Here is a 17,515-nt window from a genome sequence, read left to right as displayed (position 1 = left end):
CCGCGCGGCCCGGCAATAGCGGTTGGGTAGATTCTCGGCATGGCCAAGGAAGAGGTGGATTCGTCCGGCAAGCAGCAGACGCTGTTGGTGCTGACGAAGATCACGGAGATCCTCAACGCGTTCACCTTGGCACGGCCTGCGATGACCCTCGGGGAGATTCAACAAGCGACCGGGCTACCGACGTCGACCGTCCAGCGCCTGGTCAGCAACATGGTCGCGCAGGGCATGCTGGACCGTGTCGGCGACCAGATCCGCATCGGAATCCGGATGTCGTACTGGGCGGCCACCGCACGCAAAGACATCGACGTCCTGGCGGTGGTCAACCCGGTGCTGAAGGAAGTCCGCGACAAGACCGGCGAGACCGCATGCTTTTTCACGGTCGAGCAGAATTTCCGGGTGTGCGTCGCCGTCGCGGAAACTCATCACGCGCTGCGCCGGGACATGTACGTCGGCAAGGTGATCCCGTTGCATGTGGGTTCGGCCTCGCGTGTGCTGCTGGCCTGGAATCCCGACCTCGCCAGACGCATCCTGAGCGCACCACTGGAGCCGATGACGGAAGGCACTGTCACGAGTGCCGATGAGCTCGCCGGCCTCGTCGCGGCCGCCCGAGCCGACGGCTACGCGATCACCGCCGGGGAGCGCGAGGACTCCGCGTCGGGACTGTCCGCGCCCGTATTCGACTCTGCGGGTGACATTCTCGGCGCGTTGACGCTGAGCGGTCCCACGGTCCGCATGCCGCGCGAGCAATGCGAGGCGTGGGTCGACTTGGTGGTCGGCTATGCCGAGCAGATCACCCGAACCCTCGGTGGCCGCCCACCGCAGTGACCGCCGTAGCCGGTGGTACGCCAAGCGGCCCCGGATGTTCTCCGCGGCCGCTTGGTGTCTTGATGTCTGGGCGAACGTGTTACTCCACTACGAAGACGGGAATGAGGCGATCGGTCTTCGTCTGGTATTCGGCGTAGGGCGGGTAGGCCTCGACGGCCAGCTTCCACCAGTGTTCGCGCTCTTCACCCTCGAGCTCGCGGGCGGTCAGGTCCTTGGCCACCTTGTCGCCGTCCTGCACCGTCACGGTGGGGTTGGCCTTGACGTTGAAGTACCACGACGGGTGCTGGGGATCGCCACCCTTCGACGCGACCATTGCGTAGCGGCCGTTCTCCTCGACGCGCATCAACGGTACGTAGCGCTTCTTACCGGATTTCGCGCCCGTGGTGGTGAACAGGACAATGGGCCGGTCCAGAACCTCGACCCCGTCGGTGGTGCCCTGCTCCAAAATGCGTTCGGTCTGCTCGCGAACCCAATCGGTGGGGCTCAACTCGGCGTGTTCAGTCACCCACCGCGCAACACGCGCGCCCCCGCCCATATTCCCCCTGCACCGCGACCGTGCGCGTCTGCTGCCCGCCACGCCGTGAATCTTCAGCAGTTTGCGCACGCTCGTGGCCCGCGGCGCGCATGTCGATGGCCAGCAGGACCAGCGCGAACCCCGCCAACACCGCGCCGATCCACGGCACCGCCGGGTATCCGAGACCCGCGGTGAGCGCGGTCCCGGCCAGCCACGGGCCGATGCTGATGCCGACGTTGAACGATGCCACGTTGCCGGCCGCGGTCAGCGTCGGCGCTGCCGGGGCAAGCGCGAACACGCGAGAGTTGAGGGCGGGGTTGGTCCCGAATCCCGCGAAACCGAGCAGGCACGTGAGCGCGCCGACGGCGGCGACATCGCGGGTGGTCAGCGCGATCGCCATAAGGATCACCAGCAGGGTCGTGAAACCGACCGCGAGGGTCACGCGCGGCCAGCGGTCGGCCGCCTGCCCGCCCACGGCCATGCCGGCAAGTGCCCCCAGGCCGTAGCCGAGCAACACGGCGGGCACCCATCGCGGCGACAGCCCACTCGTTGTGACGAGCATGGCGGCCAGATACGTGAATGTGCCGAGCAGCGCGGCGGTCGAGACCGCCGTCATGGCGTAGGACAGCCACAGCCGCGGCACGCCGAGCCCGCGAAGCTCATCGCCGATACGTGGTGCGGTGTCGGCCCGGGTGTCGGGAACGGCGGCCAGCACGGCGCCCGCGGCGACACACGACAGTGCGGCCACCGCCCAGAATGCGCCGCGCCAACCGAGGTGCTGGCCGATCCACGTGCCTGCGGGCAGGCCGATCACCGTTGCGACGGTGAGCCCTCCCGCGACGATGCTCATGGCGCGGCCGCGTCGCGCTGCACCGACCAGTGCCATCGCGGTGCCGGCCCCGACCGCCCAGAATCCGGCGTAGACGAACGCTGCGACAAATCGGGCCGTCATCAGCACCGCGTACGAACTCGTCAAGGCGCTTGCGATGTGCACGACGACGAAGATCGCGAGGAACGCGACCATGGCGCGGCGGCGGGACCATCGCAGGGTGACGATCGCGAGAATCGGTGCACCGACGAGCATTCCGAGCGCGAACACCGACACCAGAAGACCGGCCTGTGGGATCGTCACGCCGAGGTCGGCTGCCGTCTCGGGCAGCAGGCCGGCGAGCATGAGTTCGCTTGTCCCCTGGGCGAATATGGCCAGACCGATGACCCAGATCGCGATCGGCATCAGAGCATCGACCCGCCGCTCGCATCGATCCATTGGCCGGTGACCCACCGCGCGTCGTCGGATGCGAGGAACGCGACGATGTCGGCGATGTCGCCGGCCTGAGCGACCCGGTTGAACGGAGACTGCGCCGCGACCGCCGCTCTGCCCTCCGGAGTGGCCAGCCGGGCCGCGTTCATGTCGGTATCGGTACTTCCCGGGCCGACGGCATTGACGGTGATGTTGCGCGCGGCAAGCTGTTTGGCCAACGTCGCGGTGAACGAGTCGATCGCTGCCTTCGACATCGCGTACGTCATCAATTCGGGTACGCGGGAACCGTGCGTGAAGCGCGTCGAGATGTTGACGATCCGGCCGTTGTCCCGCAGCCGGGGCAGCGCGTGCTGGGTCACAAAGAACGGCGCCCGGGTGTTGACGGCGAAGATCTCGTCATAGGTCGATTCGGCCACATCGGTGAACGGGACACGGCCGCCGAGGATTCCGGCGTTGTTGACCAGGATGTCCACACCGTCGGCGTGTGCGTCGAACGCGGCCCACACGGCGGCGGCGTCGCCGGGGACACCGAGTTTCGCTTGCACTGCGAACGCGTCACCGCCGGCATCGACGATGTCTTGCAGGGTTTGCTTCGCGGCGTCGGCGCCCGTGCCGTAGTGCACGCCGACCCGAGCACCGTCACGGGCCAGGCGTAACGCGATCGCACGGCCGATACCGCGGCTGGCACCGGTCACCAGGGCAGTTCTGCCAGTCAGAGCGGACACGGCAAATCCTTTCTTTAGCGGCTGATACAGAAATAGACGCTAGCACATTATCTAGCGCCCGCTATAGAATGGTGTGCATGGCACCGGTGCGCGGGCGTCCCCGCTCCTTCGATCGCGATGCCGCCCTCGACAAGGCCATCCGGCTGTTCTGGGAGCGCGGCTTCGAGGCGACGTCGACGCGCGACCTCAGCAGCGCGCTCGGCGTCGGAATCCCCAGCATCTACGCCGCTTTCGGTGACAAGCAACAGTTGTTCACCGAAGCGGTGCAGGTCTACGACACGCGTTACGGCGGATTCATCGAAGCCGCGCTGACCGAAGAGCCGACCGCGCGCCGCGCCGTCACACGGATTCTCACTGAGGCCCCCGGGCGCTACACCCGCCGTGGACTGCCCAGTGGGTGCCTGGTTGTCAGCGGCGACGACGGCACCGCCGACGAGGCGGTGAAAGGATGCCTGCTCCGGATCCGCCGCCACAAGACGGACATGCTCGCGGACAAGATCCGGACCGATGTCGCCGCCGGCGACCTACCGGACGACACCGATTCCCTCGCGCTCGCGCAGTACGTGATGACCACGCTCAGCGGCATCGCGCAGGCCGCGTCGGACGGGACCTCGCGGGCCATGCTCGACCGCGTCGCAGCGATCGCGCTGCGCGCCTTCCCGTAACCCCTGCACCGCGAGCGACCGTGTCTGCCCTTAGACACGCCGCGAAATAGCGGTATTTTGCGGTCGCTCGCGAGAATGTCAGCTCCGGTTGTAGATGCCGAGCGCGATCGTCAGCGCGGTTTCGTTGCACTGTTCGTCGGTCAACGGCAGATCGCCCATCATCGCCACGCTCCACGACATCGTCAGCAGTGCCTGGCGCGCATGGAACACGGCGAGGGGATCGTGGTCGGGTGCGGTCATCGCGTCCGCGACCGCCCGGAACTGATAGCGCAAGTCGGTACCGATGCCGAGTCGATTGAACGCGGCGTAGTTCTCGTTCATGAATCGAGTCATGGCCCGGCCGGTGCCGTGCAGCACTGCGCCGTAGCGGCGAAGGATCTCGCGGCCGGTGCGCTTGCCGGGTGGTTGGCCGGCAGCCCAGGACAAGATGTCGTCCACGCCGGTGCGCAGATCGTCCGACAGGCTCACCACGATGTCTTCCTTCGCGGAAAAGTGGTAATAGATGGCCGCTTTGGTGATGCCGAGTTGTTCGGCGATCTGCCGGATGGAGGTCTGGTCATAGCCATGGGTCGAGAACAGATCCAGCGCGACGGAACGGATCTTGTCCCGTGTGTCGGTGCGGCGACCCACCACGGCCGAACTCCAATCAATACTTGACGACCGGTCAGCGATGAGCCTAGCGTTGCGGCCAGGCGATCAATACTTACCGGCCGTCAAGTAATGACATGGACCAGGGGGACCCATGGCAACGCCAATACCTGAAATCTTGAGCGGTGCGCCGTTGACGGCTGTCGGCGTCGCGGTCATCAGGGCCAGAGAATCCGAGCGTGACGACCGGCTGTACGACGATCCCTATGCGCGCCGGTTCGTCGAGGCGGCCGAACAGGCGTATCTGAGTCCGACGGCACCGGACGGGGCTGCCGAGACGTGGGCATCGGTACTGCGACTGGCCGATGTCATGTACGAAACCCGCACTCTGGGGGTGCGGATGGCCGACGATGCGCTGCTGCAGGCCGCGGCCGAGGGGCGCACCCAGATCGTGGTGCTGGGAGCGGGCCTGGACACCCACGCATTCCGGCTGGCCTGGCCGAAGCCCGTGCGTCTCTTCGAAATCGACATGCCACAACTGTTCGCGTTCAAGGAGCCGGTGCTGGCTGGGGTCGAACCGGTCTGCGACAGACACGTCATACCCGCTGACCTGTGTGGGAGCGAGTGGCCGAAAGCGCTCCTGGACGGTGGCTTTCAACCGGACCGTCCCGCGCACTGGGTCGATCATGCGTTGATGACCCTGTCGATCGAGGCGGCCCGCGCCGGTGTGCGCATCCTGACCGAGCTCTCTGCACCCGGCAGTCAGTATGGGTTCCCGGTGATGTCCGGCGACTCGTTCAAAGACACGTTGCGATCAGTTGATGCCGAAAGGCTGTATCGGAATATTCCGAACAGCGACCGGGGACTCGGTGAGGACGCTCGAGAGTGGCTTGAGAGTATCGGTTGGACAACGTCTTTCGAGACAACGGCCGACTTGACCAAAGCCTACCCGCGTCGATCGGCGGTCGAACCTTCCGGTGGACATATCACCGCAACCCGGTGCGGGTAGCCGTCGACACCTCCACAGGACACCGGATGTCCTGTAGTGGATGTGCCACACTGTCAGGCGTGGCATCGACAACTGCTGAGCAATCGTGAGCGCCCTGCTGCGCGCCGTGCGCCAACAGCGGGGTATGACGCTCGATCAGCTCGCCGAGGCCACCGGCCTGACCAAGAGCTACCTGTCCAAGATCGAACGGCAACGGTCCACACCGTCCATCGCGGTCGCGATGAAGGTTGCGCGCGTCCTCGAGGTTGACGTGGCGCAACTGTTCGCCGAGGATCCGGCCACCGCGACGTTGTCGGTCGACCGTGCCGACGAGCGTCCGGATGTTCGATATCATGCTGTTGCGGCTGCCATGCTCGGAAAGACGATGTCGCCGTTCATCGTTCGTCCCACACAACGATTCGCCGAACATCCACATCCCGCGCATGCCGGACAGGAAATGGTGTTCGTGCACCGGGGGGCAGTCGAATTGCGCTACGAGGACCAGTTGGTGACGCTGGAAGCCGGCGACAGCGCCTACTTCGACGCGTCTCGGCCACACCAATTGCGTCAACGGGGGAGCGCGCCGAGTGAGGTGCTGGTGGTCACGCACACGGAGTACCCCAGAAACCGCTGATTCGGTCGGCGATCGAGGCCGACATGCGGGGTGCGGATCCTGCAGGCAAACCGGACGGCGTGGACCGATGTCACGGTAAAAGTCGATGAAATGACACTTGGTGTCCTGAAGGGCCTCAGCGCCACTTGACGGGGTGGCGCGCCTTTGTGCCGGGAAACAAGCTTGACGGTAGGACACAAAGTGTCCTACCGTCTGCTATGTGTCACCTATCGCGTACCAACGGAAAGGGGTTCTCTGATGACGAGCACACTTGGTGATTCGAAGCAGGTCTTGATGCAGCGCGCCCTCGACGGACTGTCGAATCATGTCGAGGACTCTGCGCTGACCACCCGGCAGAAGCTCGCGCTGACGTGCCGGGCGTTGTTCGACGCCGGCCATGATTCAGGTCTGGCGGGCCAGATCACGGCACGGGCCGAGCAGCCGGGAACCTATTACACGCAGCGCCTCGGTTTGGGATTCGACGAGATCACCGATGAGAACCTGCTGCTCGTCGACGAGGATCTGAATGTCCTCCATGGCAGCGGAATGGCCAACCCTGCCAACCGCTTCCATTCCTGGATCTATCGTGCCCGGCCGGACGTGCAGTGCATCGTGCACACGCATCCGTTCCACGTGGCGGCGCTGTCGATGCTGGAGGTTCCGCTGAAGGTTTCGCAGATGGACATCGCCCCGCTCTACGGCGACTGCGCATTCCTCGCCGACTGGCCCGGGGTGCCGGTCGGCAACGAGGAAGGCGAGATCATCAGCGCCGCACTTGGCGACAAGAAGGCCATCCTGCTGGCCCACCACGGGCATGTGGTCGCAGGCGCGAGCGTCGAGGAGGCGTGCTCGCTGGCGATGTTGATCGAACGCGGCGCCAAACTGCAGCTCGCCGCGATGGCCGCCGGCACGATCGCCGACCTTCCGCCCCGGCTGGCCCGCGAAGCCCACGACTGGACGCTTCGCCCCAAACGCAGCCAGGCCAACTTCGCCTATTACGCGCGGCGCGCACTCGTCCGCCATCCCGACGCAATCACGAGCTAACCCAACCTGAAAGAGAGAAGAATGTCCGACAATACCGAAATCCACGGCATCCTCGCCTATCCCGTCACGCCCTTCACCGCGGACAACGACGTCGACACCGGCAAACTGGCCGCGCTCGTCGAACGTTTGGTGGCCGGTGGCGCACACGGCATCGTTCCGCTCGGCAGCACCGGTGAATCCGCTTATCTCACCGAGGCGGAGTTCGATGCCGTCGTCGACACCACGATCGGCGTGGTCGGCCGTCGCGTGCCGGTCATCATCGGCGCTTCCGACCTGACCACCGCCAACACCATTCGTCGCGCGCGGTATGCCGAGCGTGCCGGTGCCGACGCGGTGATGGTGGTGCCCATTTCCTACTGGAAACTGTCGGAACGCGAACTGCGACAGCACTATGCCGCTATCGGCGCCGCTATCGGCATTCCCATCATGGTGTACAACAACCCGGCGACCAGCGGCATCGACATGAGTCCGGAGCTGCTTGTGGGCATGTTCGACGACATCGACAACGTGACGATGGTCAAGGAGTCCACCGGAGATCTTTCGCGCATGCAACGGATCGCCGAGCTCAGCGACGGGCAGCTGCCGTTCTACAACGGCAACAATCCGTTGGCGCTCAAGGCGTTCAACGCGGGTGCCAAGGGTTGGTGCACCGCGGCGCCAAACTTGCGCCCACAGCCGTGCCTCGACCTCTACGACGCGGTCCGCGGCGGGGACGGCTCACGTGCTGAAGCGTTGTACGAGGAGCTGCGGCCGTTGCTGGAGTTCATCCTGGCGGGCGGGCTGCCGACCACGGTCAAAGCCGGGCTCGAGCTGCTCGGCCAAGGTGTTGGCGATCCGCGCCTGCCGCTGCTCCCGCTCGACGACGCCCGCCGTGCGCAACTGAGCCGTCTGCTGACCACCGCGTAACCCGGACGGTTGGCCGGAGGAGAATTCGATTCATGAGTCACCCGACCGCCTACCCGCAGGCTCGCACCGTCGCCGACCTCGCGAACAACCTCCGCGAGGTCGGTGCGCGGATGGAGGAGGCGCTGCAGCGGGCCGGTCGCGAGCCCGGTGAAGTGCGGCTGCTGCCGGTGAGTAAGACGGTCGACGAGGATCGCCTGCGGCTCGCGGCCGCCGCCGGGTGCACGATGTTCGGGGAGAACAAGGTGCAGGAGGCCAAGCGCAAGTGGCGCAACCTGTCCGACCTCGACGTGCAGTGGTCGGTGATCGGCCACCTCCAGACCAACAAGGCCAAAGACGTCGCGGAGTTCGCCGCGGAGTTTCAGGCGCTCGACAACCCGCGGGCCGCGGAAGCCCTCGACCGGCGCCTGCAAACGCTCGGTCGCTCTCTCGACGTCTTTGTCCAGGTCAACACTTCCGGCGAGGACTCGAAGTACGGCTTGGCGCCCGACGACGTGATCGCGTTCCTGCGGACTCTGCCGAACTACAGCGCGCTTCGGGTCCGCGGGCTCATGACCATCGCCGTCTTGAGCTCCGACGTCGAGCGCGTCCGGCCCTGTTTCGCGCTGTTGCGCGGGCTGCGTGATCACGCACGCGAACTCGACCTCGTCGGTCCGGGCGAATTGTCGATGGGTATGTCCGGTGACTACGAGGTCGCGATCGAGGAGGGGGCGACGTGCGTGCGGGTCGGGCAGGCGATCTTCGGCGCCCGCGCCACTCCGGACAGCCGCTACTGGCCCGCGAGCCAGTAGCGGCGCTCACCGCAGCTTGAGCACCACCTTGCCCTTGGCAGTCCGATTCTCCAGGGACGCAATGGCTTCGGCGGCCCGCTCGAGTGGATACACGTCGGGTTGCGGTGCCGCGACGGCTCCGGAGGCCAACAGCGGTTCGAGCTCGGCCCACTGCTCGGCCAGGTAGCCGGGATGCGAGAAGCTCCACGCTCCCCAACCGGCACCGACGACGTCGACGTTGTTGAGCAGCAGGCGATTGACCTTGACGGTGGGGATCTCACCACCGGTGAAGCCGACCACGAGGAGCCGACCGCCGACCGCGAGCGAGCGCAAGGAATCGGTGAACCGGTCACCGCCAACGGGGTCCAGGACGATGTCGACGCCCCGCCCACCGGTGAGTTCTTTGACCGCATCGCGAAAGCCGTCGGCCAGAACCACGTCGGAAGCTCCGGCGCTCCTGGCGATTTCGGCCTTCTCCTCGGTGGACACCACCGCGATGGTGCGCGACGCGCCCAGGGCGGGCGCCAGTCGCAGCGCCGACGTCCCGATGCCACCGGCCGCGCCGTGCACCAGAACGGTCTCACCCTGGGCGAGTCTGCCGCGGGTACGCAGGGCGAATTGCACCGTCAGGTCGTTGAACAGGATGCCGGCGCCTGCCTCGAACGACACGGCATCGGGCAGCTTGAACACCCGATCGGCAGATAGCGCAACCACTTCGGCCATCCCGCCCGACAGCATCGTCAGCCCGAGCACCCGGTCCCCGGCCGTCACGTGCGCATCGGCCGGGGCGCTGCGCACCACACCGGCGATCTCGGCACCCGGACTGAACGGCAACTCCGGCTTGTACTGGTAGAGCCCGCGGGTCAGCAGCGCGTCGGGAAACGCCACCCCGGCGGCGTGGACGTCGATGACGACGGCGTCGTCGCCTGCCGGTTCCGCCACGTCGGCGACCTCAACCGCATCGGGACCGTCGAGCCGGGTGATCACTGCTGCACGCATGAGGGCCTTCCTGTTGTCGTCGTGCCACATTCTGCCCGGAACCGATTGTGACAGGTGTCAAGTTTGTCGCTTAACATCACCGGATGCTCACTGCCCGCGCCGCCGTCCTGCTCGAAGCCGGAGCCGACCCGCAACTGGCTGACGTGCAGATTCGCCCGCCGGTCGACGACGAAGTGCTGGTCAAGATCGATGCTGTGGGCATCTGCCACACCGATGTCAGCGTGGCTTCCCGCTTCCGCAAGTTGCCGATGGTGTTCGGCCACGAGGGAGCGGGAACCGTCGTCGAGGTCGGGCCGAACTCGCAGCGGCGGGTTGGCGAGCATGTCGTGCTGACCTTCGCGAGCTGCGGCACCTGCGCGAACTGCGTCGCCGACCGCCCGGCCTACTGTGACCATTCCAGCGATCTCAACTTGCGTGGCAGCCGCCGCGACGAGTCCAGTGCCCTGCGCCTGGACGGCGCCCCGATCAGCGGCGGCTTCTTCGGCCAGTCCAGTTTCGCCACGTACGCGATCGCCGGAAGCCGCAACGCCGTCGCCGTACCCGAATCGATCGATCCCGCATTGGCCGCCCCGCTCGGCTGCAGCGTGCAGACCGGTGTCGGCGCCGTGCTCAACGTGCTCGCGTCGCGGCCCGACGACGCGGTCGTCGTGTTCGGCGCCGGGGCGGTCGGCTTGTCGGCCGTCATGGGCGCCAGAATCGCGGGCTGCCGGACCATCGTCGCGGTCGACCCCATCGAGCAACGGCGCACGCTCGCAACCGAATTGGGCGCCACCGCCACCGTCGATCCCACGGCCACCGATAGCGCTGCGGCGGTGCTGGAGTTGACCGGGGGAGTTGCCGGCGCGGTCGACACCACGGCGCGGCCCGATGTCATCGCATCGGCTGTCGCGGTGTTGCGTTCCCGCGGGACGTTGGCACTGCTCGGTCTCGGCGCCATGACTGCCGAGCTTCCGGTCGCCCTCATGATGGGCAGGGGCTTGACGGTGCGCGGCGTGGTGGAGGGTGACAGCGAGCCCCACACCTTCATCCCCCGGCTCGTCGATCTCTACCGAACTGGCGAACTGCCGCTCCACAAACTGGTCACGACATACGCCTTCGGCGACTTCGACCGGGCATGGGCCGCCGCCAAGGCCGGTGAGGTGGTCAAACCGGTGTTAGTTACCGAGCGGTAGGATCGCGCAATCAGGCAACGAAGCCGATGAACGGAGCATCCATGACTCTTCCCCAGCTACCTTCCGGCCGCACCGTCGAGGTGCGCGCCGTCGACGGGGTCAAGCTGCACGCGCAGGTCTTCGGCCCCGAGGACGGCTATCCGATTGTGCTGGCACACGGCATCACGTGCGCCATCGAAGTCTGGGCCCACCAGATTGCCCACCTGGCCGGCGAATACCGGGTCATCGCCTACGACCATCGGGGGCACGGCCGCAGCGAGACGCCCCGCGGCCGCAACCGCTACAGCCTCAACCACCTCGCCGCCGACCTCGACGCCGTGCTCGACGCCACGCTCAAGCCCGGCGAACACGCCGTCATCGCGGGTCACTCGATGGGCGGGATCGCGATCACGTCGTGGTCGCAGCGCTACCCGAACCGGGTTCGGTCGTGCGCGGATGCCGTCGCCCTGATCAACACCAGCACCGGCGACCTCCTGCGCGACGTGCAGCTGGCCCAGGTGCCCGCGCGCCTGACGGCCACCCGGATCCGCACTGCCGGGACGGTGCTGCGGACGTTCGGCAGCACCCGCGTGCCGAAGATGGCCGAGGGTCCCAACAAACGGTTCGTCGCGCAGCTCGCGGTCGGGCGGGACGCCGAGCCCTGGGTCGCCGACTTCGTCTATCAACTGTTCGCCTCGACCCCACCGGCCGGGCGCGGTGCGTGGACGCGCGTACTCGTGGACAACCTCGGCCCCAGGCACATCTCCCTTCGCAACCTCACGGTGCCGACGCTCGTGATCGGCAGCGCGAAGGACCGCCTGCTGCCGATCAACGCGTCACGGCGCATCGCCGCCGACGCCCCGAATCTGGCCGGCTTCGTCGAGTTGGGCGGCGGGCACTGCGCGATCCTCGAACGCCCCGCCGACGTCAACGCCCAGTTGCGGTCACTGGCCCGGTCGGTGACGACCGGGCAGCCGATCAGCTAGCCGGGCGTTCGGCCACTCCGCTCGGCGGATTCGGTCAAGCCCAGTAAATGCGGTGCGCACCGACTTAGGCTTTCGAGGTGCGCTTGTCGTGGCCGTTGACCGGCCGCACCGAGGAGATGCGTGCCATCGAGGCCGCCATCCTGTCTCCGGATGTGTGCGGAATCGTGGTCTCGGGCGCGGCAGGGGTCGGCAAGAGCCGGATCGCTCGCGAGGCGCTGTCCGCGGCTGCGTCGCACGGATGTGAAGGTCGCTGGACGGTCGGCACGTCGGCGGCCCGCATGCTGCCGTTGGGTGCCTTCGCTGCATGGGCCCAATCCGGCGTCAGCGACACTGTCCAACTGGTGCGGGGCGTGCTCGAATCACTGACATCCGCGCCCCCAGGCATCGCGGTGGTCGTCGGAGTCGACGACGTCCATCTGCTCGATGCGCTGTCGACGTTCGTCGTCGAGCAGATCGTGCAACGGGCCGCTGCGAAAGTGGTGCTCACCATGCGTGACGGCGAGCCGGTACCTGCTGCCGTGCGAGAGATCTGGCGCGACGATCGATTCGACCGGCTCGATCTGCAGCCCTTGTCACCCGAGGAGACCTCGGCCCTGTTGGCGGCGACGCTCGGCGGAGCGGTCGACCATGAGGCCGCGGTTCGACTATGGACGATGACCCGCGGCAACGTTCTGTACCTGCGCAACATCGTCGAGCGCGAGGTCGCCGACGGCCGACTCGAGATACGGCACGGCTCATGGCGGTGGACAGGGGAACCGGTTGTGGCGCCGGGCCTGGCGGAGCTGATCGAGTCGCGGATCGGTGACCTGCCCGCACCGGTCGCCGATGTGATCGACGCGGTGGCGGTGGGCGAACCGATCGAGTTGACGGCTCTGATCCGGATCGCCGGACGATCGGCGGTCGAAGAAGCGGATTCGCGGGGTCTCATCGCGGTGGAATCTGCCGACCACGCGGTCGAGGTGCGCGTTGCGCATCCGCTCTACGGTGAGGTCCGCCGACGGCGCGCGGCTCTGACACGATTACGCCGGTTGCGCGGACTGGTCGCCGGCGAACTGGCTGTGTCCGACGATCCCGACGACATCCGGCTTCTCGTTCGTCGGGCCACACTGAGTCTGGACTCCGACCTCGCGCCGGATCCAGATGTCTTCGTCAAAGCGGCCCACGGTGCGGTTGGCTTGGCGGATCTGTCGCTTGCCGAACGGCTCGCCGACGCCGCCGTTCGCGCCGGAGCCGGTCCGGAGGCGAGTTTCATTCGGGCGCATGCACTGTCATGGCTGAGCCGCGGCGACGAGGCGGACTCGGTGCTGGCCGGGATGCCCGCTGCAGAGTTGACGGCAGGCGACCGTGCCAGATCCCTGTTCCTCCGCGCCAGCAACATGCTCTGGGTGCTCGCCGATCCCGACCGTGCAGCGGCGATCATCGACGGGGCGGCGGACCAGACGTCGCCGGAGGCGCGCTGCTATCTCGACGCCTTCCGCACGGTGTACCGGTTCGCCATGGACGATCCACGTCTGGCGATACTGGCGTCGGAGAATCTCCGCCTGAACGATCTGCCGGGCGTCGTTGCCGCTGAGGTGGCGTGGGCCCTCGCCTCCATATCCGCCGACGCCGGGCGTACGACCGAAGCGGTGGGCGTCGCCGATGCCGGTTATGCCCTCGCCGCACGCTCATTCGACGCTCCGCAGATGAGGTTCAACATCGCGGACGCCCATGTCAGTGCACTGCTGCTGTCGGGAAGGATCCCCGACGCCGCCGACGTGGCCGAGCAGGTACGTCGGGAGGCGGCCGATCTCCCTGGCACCGCACACTTGCTCGGTCCCGCTGTGGCGGGGCGTGTCGCGCTAGGTGCAGGCCGACTGGATGCCGCGTGCGTATCGCTGGAACATTCGGCAAGTGCTTTGGCTGACAACGGTTATGCCATCGGCTGGGGTTACCGCTATCACGTCGCTCGAGCGATCGCCCTGGCCATGAGGGGTTTCACCGAAGAGGCGGCGACCGCGCTCGCCGAGCTCGACACGGTGGTACGGCCTTTCCGATCGCTGGACTACGAGCGAAGTCTGGCACGCGCGTGGGTGTCGGCCGGTCAGGGGGCCATCAGTGAAGCCGTCTCCGGTTTACTGACGGCAGCCGAAAAGGCAAGGGCGAAAGATCAATTCGCAGCGGAGGTGTTTTGTCTGCAGACGGCGGCCCAGTTCGGTGACCGCACGGTAGCGCCACGGCTGCGCGAGCTCGAGGCGATCGTCGAAGGTCCGCGTGTCGGTCTCGCGGCCCGGCTGGCTGAGGCGCTGCGTGATGGCGATGCGTCTGAATTGGCCGCTCTTTCCGAGGATTTCGAGCGTATCGGCGACGTCGTCGCGGCCGTAGATGCCGCCGCGCACGCCGCCATCGGATTCCGCCGCCGTGGTCTGCGCGGGTCGGAACTGCGTTGCTCGACACGAGCAAACGCTCTCGCTGAGCAATGCGGTGACGCCCGAACGCCTGCACTTCGTAGAACGTGTGAGAAGTTGCCACTGACCGATCGCGAACGTGAAATCGTCGGGTTGATCGCCGCGGGACTGTCGAGCCGTGCGGTCGCCGAGCGTCTGACGCTGTCGGTGCGCACCGTGGAAAGCCATCTCTACCGCGCCATGGCCAAGACCGGAACCACCAAGCGTGACGAGATCGCGCGGCTGCTGCCCCGCCAGGAGCCGCGCACCTGAGCGGTGCGGGCTCAGTAGCTACTCACGGGAGTTCGGCGGGATTGCAGTAGCCCTCTACTGATTTCGTGCGAGCGAATACGGGCGACGATTCCCATGACGGCTCAGCCGGTGGCAAAAGTGCCGGTGGCAGCCGCGAGACCGCGAGAAAGGAACGGCCATGAAACATCTCCTGCTAACCGCTCTCGCAGCGGGCGCGCTTGGCGCATCACTCGGACTGGGCGCACCCGCCGGTGCCGCTCCCACCGGCCCGTCGTCGGCCGAAGATGCCATCGGCCAATTACGTGCGCAAGGTTTCGACGTCGTGGTGAACCGGATCGGCAGCGGCACATCCGACCGGTGCGTCATCACTGCGGTCCGTCCCGGACATACGTTCTCGCGCACGGACTCCGGTGTACCCGGGGCGGGCGACGACCTCGTCACCACGGTGATCGGCAGGACCCTCTACGTCGACCTCACTTGTTGAGATATTCGCTACCGCAAGGATCGACGGCGTCGATCGGTTCAATGCCAGCTTCGGTTGCACCGTCCGCGGTTACGATCGCGTCGTTAGAGACGGGTGATCGGTATGGGTACTCCTCTCAGGCCGGATGTGCGGGCATCCGTGGAGTGGTTGCGCCGCTTCGCCCGGACGACTCCCGGCATCGTCGGCATGGTCGCGATAGCCGTCGCGACGTTGTGCGTCATCGCCGGTGTGGTGTCCGCGGCGCAACTCGGCGGTCGGCTCGCCGAGCGCGACGCGATACTCACCCACTCCGAACCGTTCGCGTACGCCGCGCAGAATCTCTACGCCGCGCTGTCTGCCGCCGATGCGGCCGCTGCGTCAGAGTTCTTGTCGAGCAACGAGACAGGTCCCATGCGAGAGCGTTATCAGCAGGCACTGGCCGACGCGTCGGCGGCTCTCGCGGATGCCACCGCGGGATCGGCCGACATCGAGACCCGCACCGCGGTCGCCGAAATCGCGGTCCAACTGGCCGCGTACGCGGGATTGGTCGAATCTGCCCGGGCGAACAATCTTCAGGGGTTCCCGATCGGTTCCGCGTACCTGCGGGAGGCTTCGTCGTTGATGCAGTCGGCGCTGCTGCCCGGCGCGGAGAGGATCCACACCCGCAATCTCGCCGAGGTTGACGCAAACCAGCGTGTCGTCGGCTCCACGCCCACGGCGGGTCTCGTACTCCTCGGGCTCGCTGTAGTCTCGATCGTCCTCGGCTCGGTGGTTGTTGCGGCCCGCACCAACCGTCAGTTCAACGTCGGTCTCGTCGTCGCGGCGGTCACGGTGTTGGCGGTCGTGGCGTGGGTCGTCGTGGCCACTCGGCTGGCCGCGGGTGACATCGAGAAGAGTCGTACCGAGGGCACCGAGATGTTCGGGCAGCTCGCCAAGGCACGCATACTCGCCCAGCAAGCCAGAACCGACGAGACGTTGCAGCTGATCGCGCACGGTGACATCACCGCAGGAGAGGAATCGTTCAACGGCCATCTTGAGAACCTGGGCGTACTGCTCGGCACGGCGTCGTCTGCCGCCGGGGAAGCGGTGCAAGGCTGGGCGGACAGTCACCGCAGGCAGGTAGAGGCCTATCAAAGCGGGGACTATGCCGGCGCCGTCGGATTGGCGATCGGGCCCGACCCGCGCGGCTCCGCCGGGCAGTTCACCCTTGTCGAATCCAGTCTGCGGACCGAGATGGAACGCAGCCGCGCCACATTGCGCGACGGTGTGTCCGCCGCCGGGGGATGGTTGGCGTGGAGTCCGACCGGAACGCTCGTGCTGATGGGGTTTGCGGCCGGCGCTGCCGTAACAGGACTGTGGCCACGGCTCAAGGAGTTCGTGTGAGAGCGCGCATCGCGGCCGCGTCGATCGCGATGGCGCTGTCAGCCGGATGCGGAACGCCGTCGTCCACACCGGAGGCGGTCACGGTGGCACCGGTCGATGTCCGGCCGGCCGGTGCCCAGGAGGTCACGTCTGCGCCCGCGGCGCCGAACACCGAATGCGATCGCGAAGCAAGCTTGCGGCCGGGCCCTGCGCCCACACCCGGTGCCATGCCGCCCGGCTCGACGATGGCGGCGATCGCACAGCGTGGGCGGTTGATCGTCGGGGTCGATCAGAACACGTATCTGTTCGGGTTCCGCAACCCGTCATCGAGACAGTTGGAAGGCTTCGACATCGACGTGGCACGCGAGATCGCCCGCGACATCTTCGGTGATCCGGACCGCATCGATCCGCGCGTGGTCGAAGCGAACCGACGGGAATACGCGTTGCAGTCGGGTGAAGTGGATCTGGTGGTCCGAACGTACTCGATCACGTGCGACCGCAAACGCTCGGTCGCATTCTCGACGCCGTACTACCACGCCACGCAACGGATACTCACATTTGAGGGATCTGGAATCGATTCAGCCGCAGCGCTTTCCGGCAAGCAGGTGTGCGCGGTGTGGGGAACCACGTCACTGCCAACGCTGTTCGCGCTCAACCCGAGGCCAATCGTGATCGGGGTGAACAGCTGGACCGATTGTCTGGTGATGTTGCAGCAGGGCCAGGTTGACGCGATCAGCACCGACGACGCCGTGCTGGCCGGGCTTGCCGAACAGGACCCGAACGTGAAGTTGGTCGGTGCCGGCCTCGGCGTCGAACCCTACGGTGTGGGAATCGGCAAGGACCATCGGGACCTCGTGCGGTTCGTCAACGGTGTGCTCGCCCGGATACGTGCCGACGGAACGTGGGAACGTCTCTACCGAGCACGGTTGAGCAGCCTGGGGCCCTCTCCGGGCCCGCCGACGGCACGGTATGAGGACTGA

The 17,515-nt window shown here is 66.8% G+C and carries 18 protein-coding genes; 13 read left to right on the top strand and 5 right to left on the bottom strand.

The features are described from left to right. Positions 1-39 precede the first annotated feature (39 nt). Positions 40-825, top strand: a complete 786-nt coding sequence (locus ACRCUN_RS12395; RefSeq protein ID WP_462141929.1) for an IclR family transcriptional regulator — start codon at positions 40-42, stop codon at positions 823-825. A 79-nt stretch (positions 826-904) separates the two neighbouring features. On the opposite strand, the gene ACRCUN_RS12390 is transcribed toward ACRCUN_RS12395, so the two are convergent. From ACRCUN_RS12390 to ACRCUN_RS12380, 3 genes are read right to left on the bottom strand one after another with little or no spacing between them, the layout of a single operon-like run. Next, positions 905-1,330, bottom strand: coding sequence for a nitroreductase family deazaflavin-dependent oxidoreductase (locus tag ACRCUN_RS12390; protein WP_462141928.1), 426 nt, complete (start codon positions 1,328-1,330; stop codon positions 905-907). Then, positions 1,323-2,573: a Cmx/CmrA family chloramphenicol efflux MFS transporter gene (locus tag ACRCUN_RS12385; protein ID WP_462141927.1), complete on the bottom strand. Its 1,251-nt coding sequence runs from the start codon at positions 2,571-2,573 to the stop codon at positions 1,323-1,325. Before ACRCUN_RS12385 ends, ACRCUN_RS12390 begins: the two co-directional genes overlap by 8 nt. Then, positions 2,573-3,325: an SDR family oxidoreductase gene (locus ACRCUN_RS12380; protein ID WP_462141926.1), complete on the bottom strand. Its 753-nt coding sequence runs from the start codon at positions 3,323-3,325 to the stop codon at positions 2,573-2,575. Before ACRCUN_RS12380 ends, ACRCUN_RS12385 begins: the two co-directional genes overlap by 1 nt. Positions 3,326-3,402: 77 nt before the next feature. Between ACRCUN_RS12380 and ACRCUN_RS12375 the strand changes: the two genes are divergently transcribed. Beyond that, the gene (locus ACRCUN_RS12375; RefSeq protein WP_462141925.1) at positions 3,403-3,990 is read left to right on the top strand and encodes a TetR/AcrR family transcriptional regulator; all 588 of its coding nucleotides are present in this window, start codon (positions 3,403-3,405) and stop codon (positions 3,988-3,990) included. Between the two features lie 78 nt (positions 3,991-4,068). Here the strand turns inward: ACRCUN_RS12375 and ACRCUN_RS12370 are convergent, their stop codons facing one another. Beyond that, on the bottom strand, positions 4,069-4,623 hold the full coding sequence (locus ACRCUN_RS12370; RefSeq protein ID WP_462141924.1) for a TetR/AcrR family transcriptional regulator: 555 nt from the start codon (positions 4,621-4,623) through the stop codon (positions 4,069-4,071). Between the two features lie 109 nt (positions 4,624-4,732). Here ACRCUN_RS12370 and ACRCUN_RS12365 point away from each other — a divergent pair, with 109 nt between their 5' ends. The 5 genes from ACRCUN_RS12365 (at position 4,733) to ACRCUN_RS12345 (ending at position 8,917) form a co-directional block, all read left to right on the top strand. Continuing rightward, positions 4,733-5,587 (top strand): SAM-dependent methyltransferase, encoded by an 855-nt coding sequence (locus ACRCUN_RS12365; RefSeq protein ID WP_462141923.1) that lies wholly within the window; start codon positions 4,733-4,735, stop codon positions 5,585-5,587. Between the two features lie 85 nt (positions 5,588-5,672). Beyond that, the gene (locus tag ACRCUN_RS12360) at positions 5,673-6,200 is read left to right on the top strand and encodes a helix-turn-helix domain-containing protein (RefSeq protein WP_462141922.1); all 528 of its coding nucleotides are present in this window, start codon (positions 5,673-5,675) and stop codon (positions 6,198-6,200) included. Between the two features lie 237 nt (positions 6,201-6,437). Further along, positions 6,438-7,223, top strand: coding sequence for an aldolase (locus ACRCUN_RS12355; protein WP_462141921.1), 786 nt, complete (start codon positions 6,438-6,440; stop codon positions 7,221-7,223). A 21-nt stretch (positions 7,224-7,244) separates the two neighbouring features. Further along, positions 7,245-8,129: a dihydrodipicolinate synthase family protein gene (locus tag ACRCUN_RS12350; protein WP_462141920.1), complete on the top strand. Its 885-nt coding sequence runs from the start codon at positions 7,245-7,247 to the stop codon at positions 8,127-8,129. A gap of 32 nt (positions 8,130-8,161) precedes the next feature. Beyond that, entirely contained in the window at positions 8,162-8,917 is a 756-nt protein-coding gene (locus ACRCUN_RS12345) for a YggS family pyridoxal phosphate-dependent enzyme (RefSeq protein WP_462141919.1), read from the top strand. A 6-nt stretch (positions 8,918-8,923) separates the two neighbouring features. On the opposite strand, the gene ACRCUN_RS12340 is transcribed toward ACRCUN_RS12345, so the two are convergent. Beyond that, complete coding sequence (locus ACRCUN_RS12340; RefSeq protein WP_462141918.1) at positions 8,924-9,895, bottom strand: NADPH:quinone oxidoreductase family protein; 972 nt, start codon at positions 9,893-9,895, stop codon at positions 8,924-8,926. An 83-nt stretch (positions 9,896-9,978) separates the two neighbouring features. On the opposite strand from ACRCUN_RS12340, the gene ACRCUN_RS12335 reads away from it, so the two are divergent. The 6 genes from ACRCUN_RS12335 to ACRCUN_RS12310 all read left to right on the top strand — a co-directional run bounded on the left by ACRCUN_RS12335 (position 9,979) and on the right by ACRCUN_RS12310 (position 17,515). Next, the gene (locus ACRCUN_RS12335; RefSeq protein WP_462141917.1) at positions 9,979-11,067 is read left to right on the top strand and encodes an NAD(P)-dependent alcohol dehydrogenase; all 1,089 of its coding nucleotides are present in this window, start codon (positions 9,979-9,981) and stop codon (positions 11,065-11,067) included. A gap of 41 nt (positions 11,068-11,108) precedes the next feature. After that, a complete protein-coding gene (locus ACRCUN_RS12330; protein ID WP_462141916.1) occupies positions 11,109-12,032 on the top strand; it encodes an alpha/beta fold hydrolase in 924 nt (307 codons plus the stop codon). A 116-nt stretch (positions 12,033-12,148) separates the two neighbouring features. Beyond that, positions 12,149-14,731 carry a helix-turn-helix transcriptional regulator gene (locus tag ACRCUN_RS12325; protein ID WP_462142047.1) on the top strand — a complete coding sequence of 861 codons (2,583 nt, stop codon included), beginning with the start codon at positions 12,149-12,151 and terminating at the stop codon, positions 14,729-14,731. 157 nt (positions 14,732-14,888) lie between these two features. After that, positions 14,889-15,194 (top strand): hypothetical protein, encoded by a 306-nt coding sequence (locus ACRCUN_RS12320; protein WP_462141915.1) that lies wholly within the window; start codon positions 14,889-14,891, stop codon positions 15,192-15,194. A 102-nt stretch (positions 15,195-15,296) separates the two neighbouring features. Next, on the top strand, positions 15,297-16,556 hold the full coding sequence (locus ACRCUN_RS12315) for a GlnX family signal transduction membrane protein (RefSeq protein WP_462141914.1): 1,260 nt from the start codon (positions 15,297-15,299) through the stop codon (positions 16,554-16,556). Then, positions 16,553-17,515 (top strand): glutamate ABC transporter substrate-binding protein, encoded by a 963-nt coding sequence (locus tag ACRCUN_RS12310; protein WP_462141913.1) that lies wholly within the window; start codon positions 16,553-16,555, stop codon positions 17,513-17,515. Before ACRCUN_RS12315 ends, ACRCUN_RS12310 begins: the two co-directional genes overlap by 4 nt.

It is taken from the genome of Mycobacterium venezuelense (genome assembly GCF_054919535.1).
Note: the sequence above shows the minus strand (reverse complement) of the source record. Positions and strands in the feature narration are given on the sequence as shown.

Excerpts from the sequence above, each read along its gene's own strand:
- ACRCUN_RS12320 (WP_462141915.1), top strand. The coding sequence starts at position 14,889 with ATGAAACATCTCCTGCTAACCGCTCTCGCAGCGGGCGCGCTTGGCGCA.
- ACRCUN_RS12345 (WP_462141919.1), top strand. The coding sequence starts at position 8,162 with ATGAGTCACCCGACCGCCTACCCGCAGGCTCGCACCGTCGCCGACCTC.
- ACRCUN_RS12355 (WP_462141921.1), top strand. The coding sequence starts at position 6,438 with ATGACGAGCACACTTGGTGATTCGAAGCAGGTCTTGATGCAGCGCGCC.
- ACRCUN_RS12385 (WP_462141927.1), bottom strand. The coding sequence starts at position 2,573 with ATGCCGATCGCGATCTGGGTCATCGGTCTGGCCATATTCGCCCAGGGG.
- ACRCUN_RS12375 (WP_462141925.1), top strand. The coding sequence starts at position 3,403 with ATGGCACCGGTGCGCGGGCGTCCCCGCTCCTTCGATCGCGATGCCGCC.
- ACRCUN_RS12350 (WP_462141920.1), top strand. The coding sequence starts at position 7,245 with ATGTCCGACAATACCGAAATCCACGGCATCCTCGCCTATCCCGTCACG.
- ACRCUN_RS12395 (WP_462141929.1), top strand. The coding sequence starts at position 40 with ATGGCCAAGGAAGAGGTGGATTCGTCCGGCAAGCAGCAGACGCTGTTG.
- ACRCUN_RS12365 (WP_462141923.1), top strand. The coding sequence starts at position 4,733 with ATGGCAACGCCAATACCTGAAATCTTGAGCGGTGCGCCGTTGACGGCT.
- ACRCUN_RS12325 (WP_462142047.1), top strand. The coding sequence starts at position 12,149 with ATGCGTGCCATCGAGGCCGCCATCCTGTCTCCGGATGTGTGCGGAATC.
- ACRCUN_RS12315 (WP_462141914.1), top strand. The coding sequence starts at position 15,297 with ATGGGTACTCCTCTCAGGCCGGATGTGCGGGCATCCGTGGAGTGGTTG.
- ACRCUN_RS12330 (WP_462141916.1), top strand. The coding sequence starts at position 11,109 with ATGACTCTTCCCCAGCTACCTTCCGGCCGCACCGTCGAGGTGCGCGCC.
- ACRCUN_RS12340 (WP_462141918.1), bottom strand. The coding sequence starts at position 9,895 with ATGCGTGCAGCAGTGATCACCCGGCTCGACGGTCCCGATGCGGTTGAG.
- ACRCUN_RS12335 (WP_462141917.1), top strand. The coding sequence starts at position 9,979 with ATGCTCACTGCCCGCGCCGCCGTCCTGCTCGAAGCCGGAGCCGACCCG.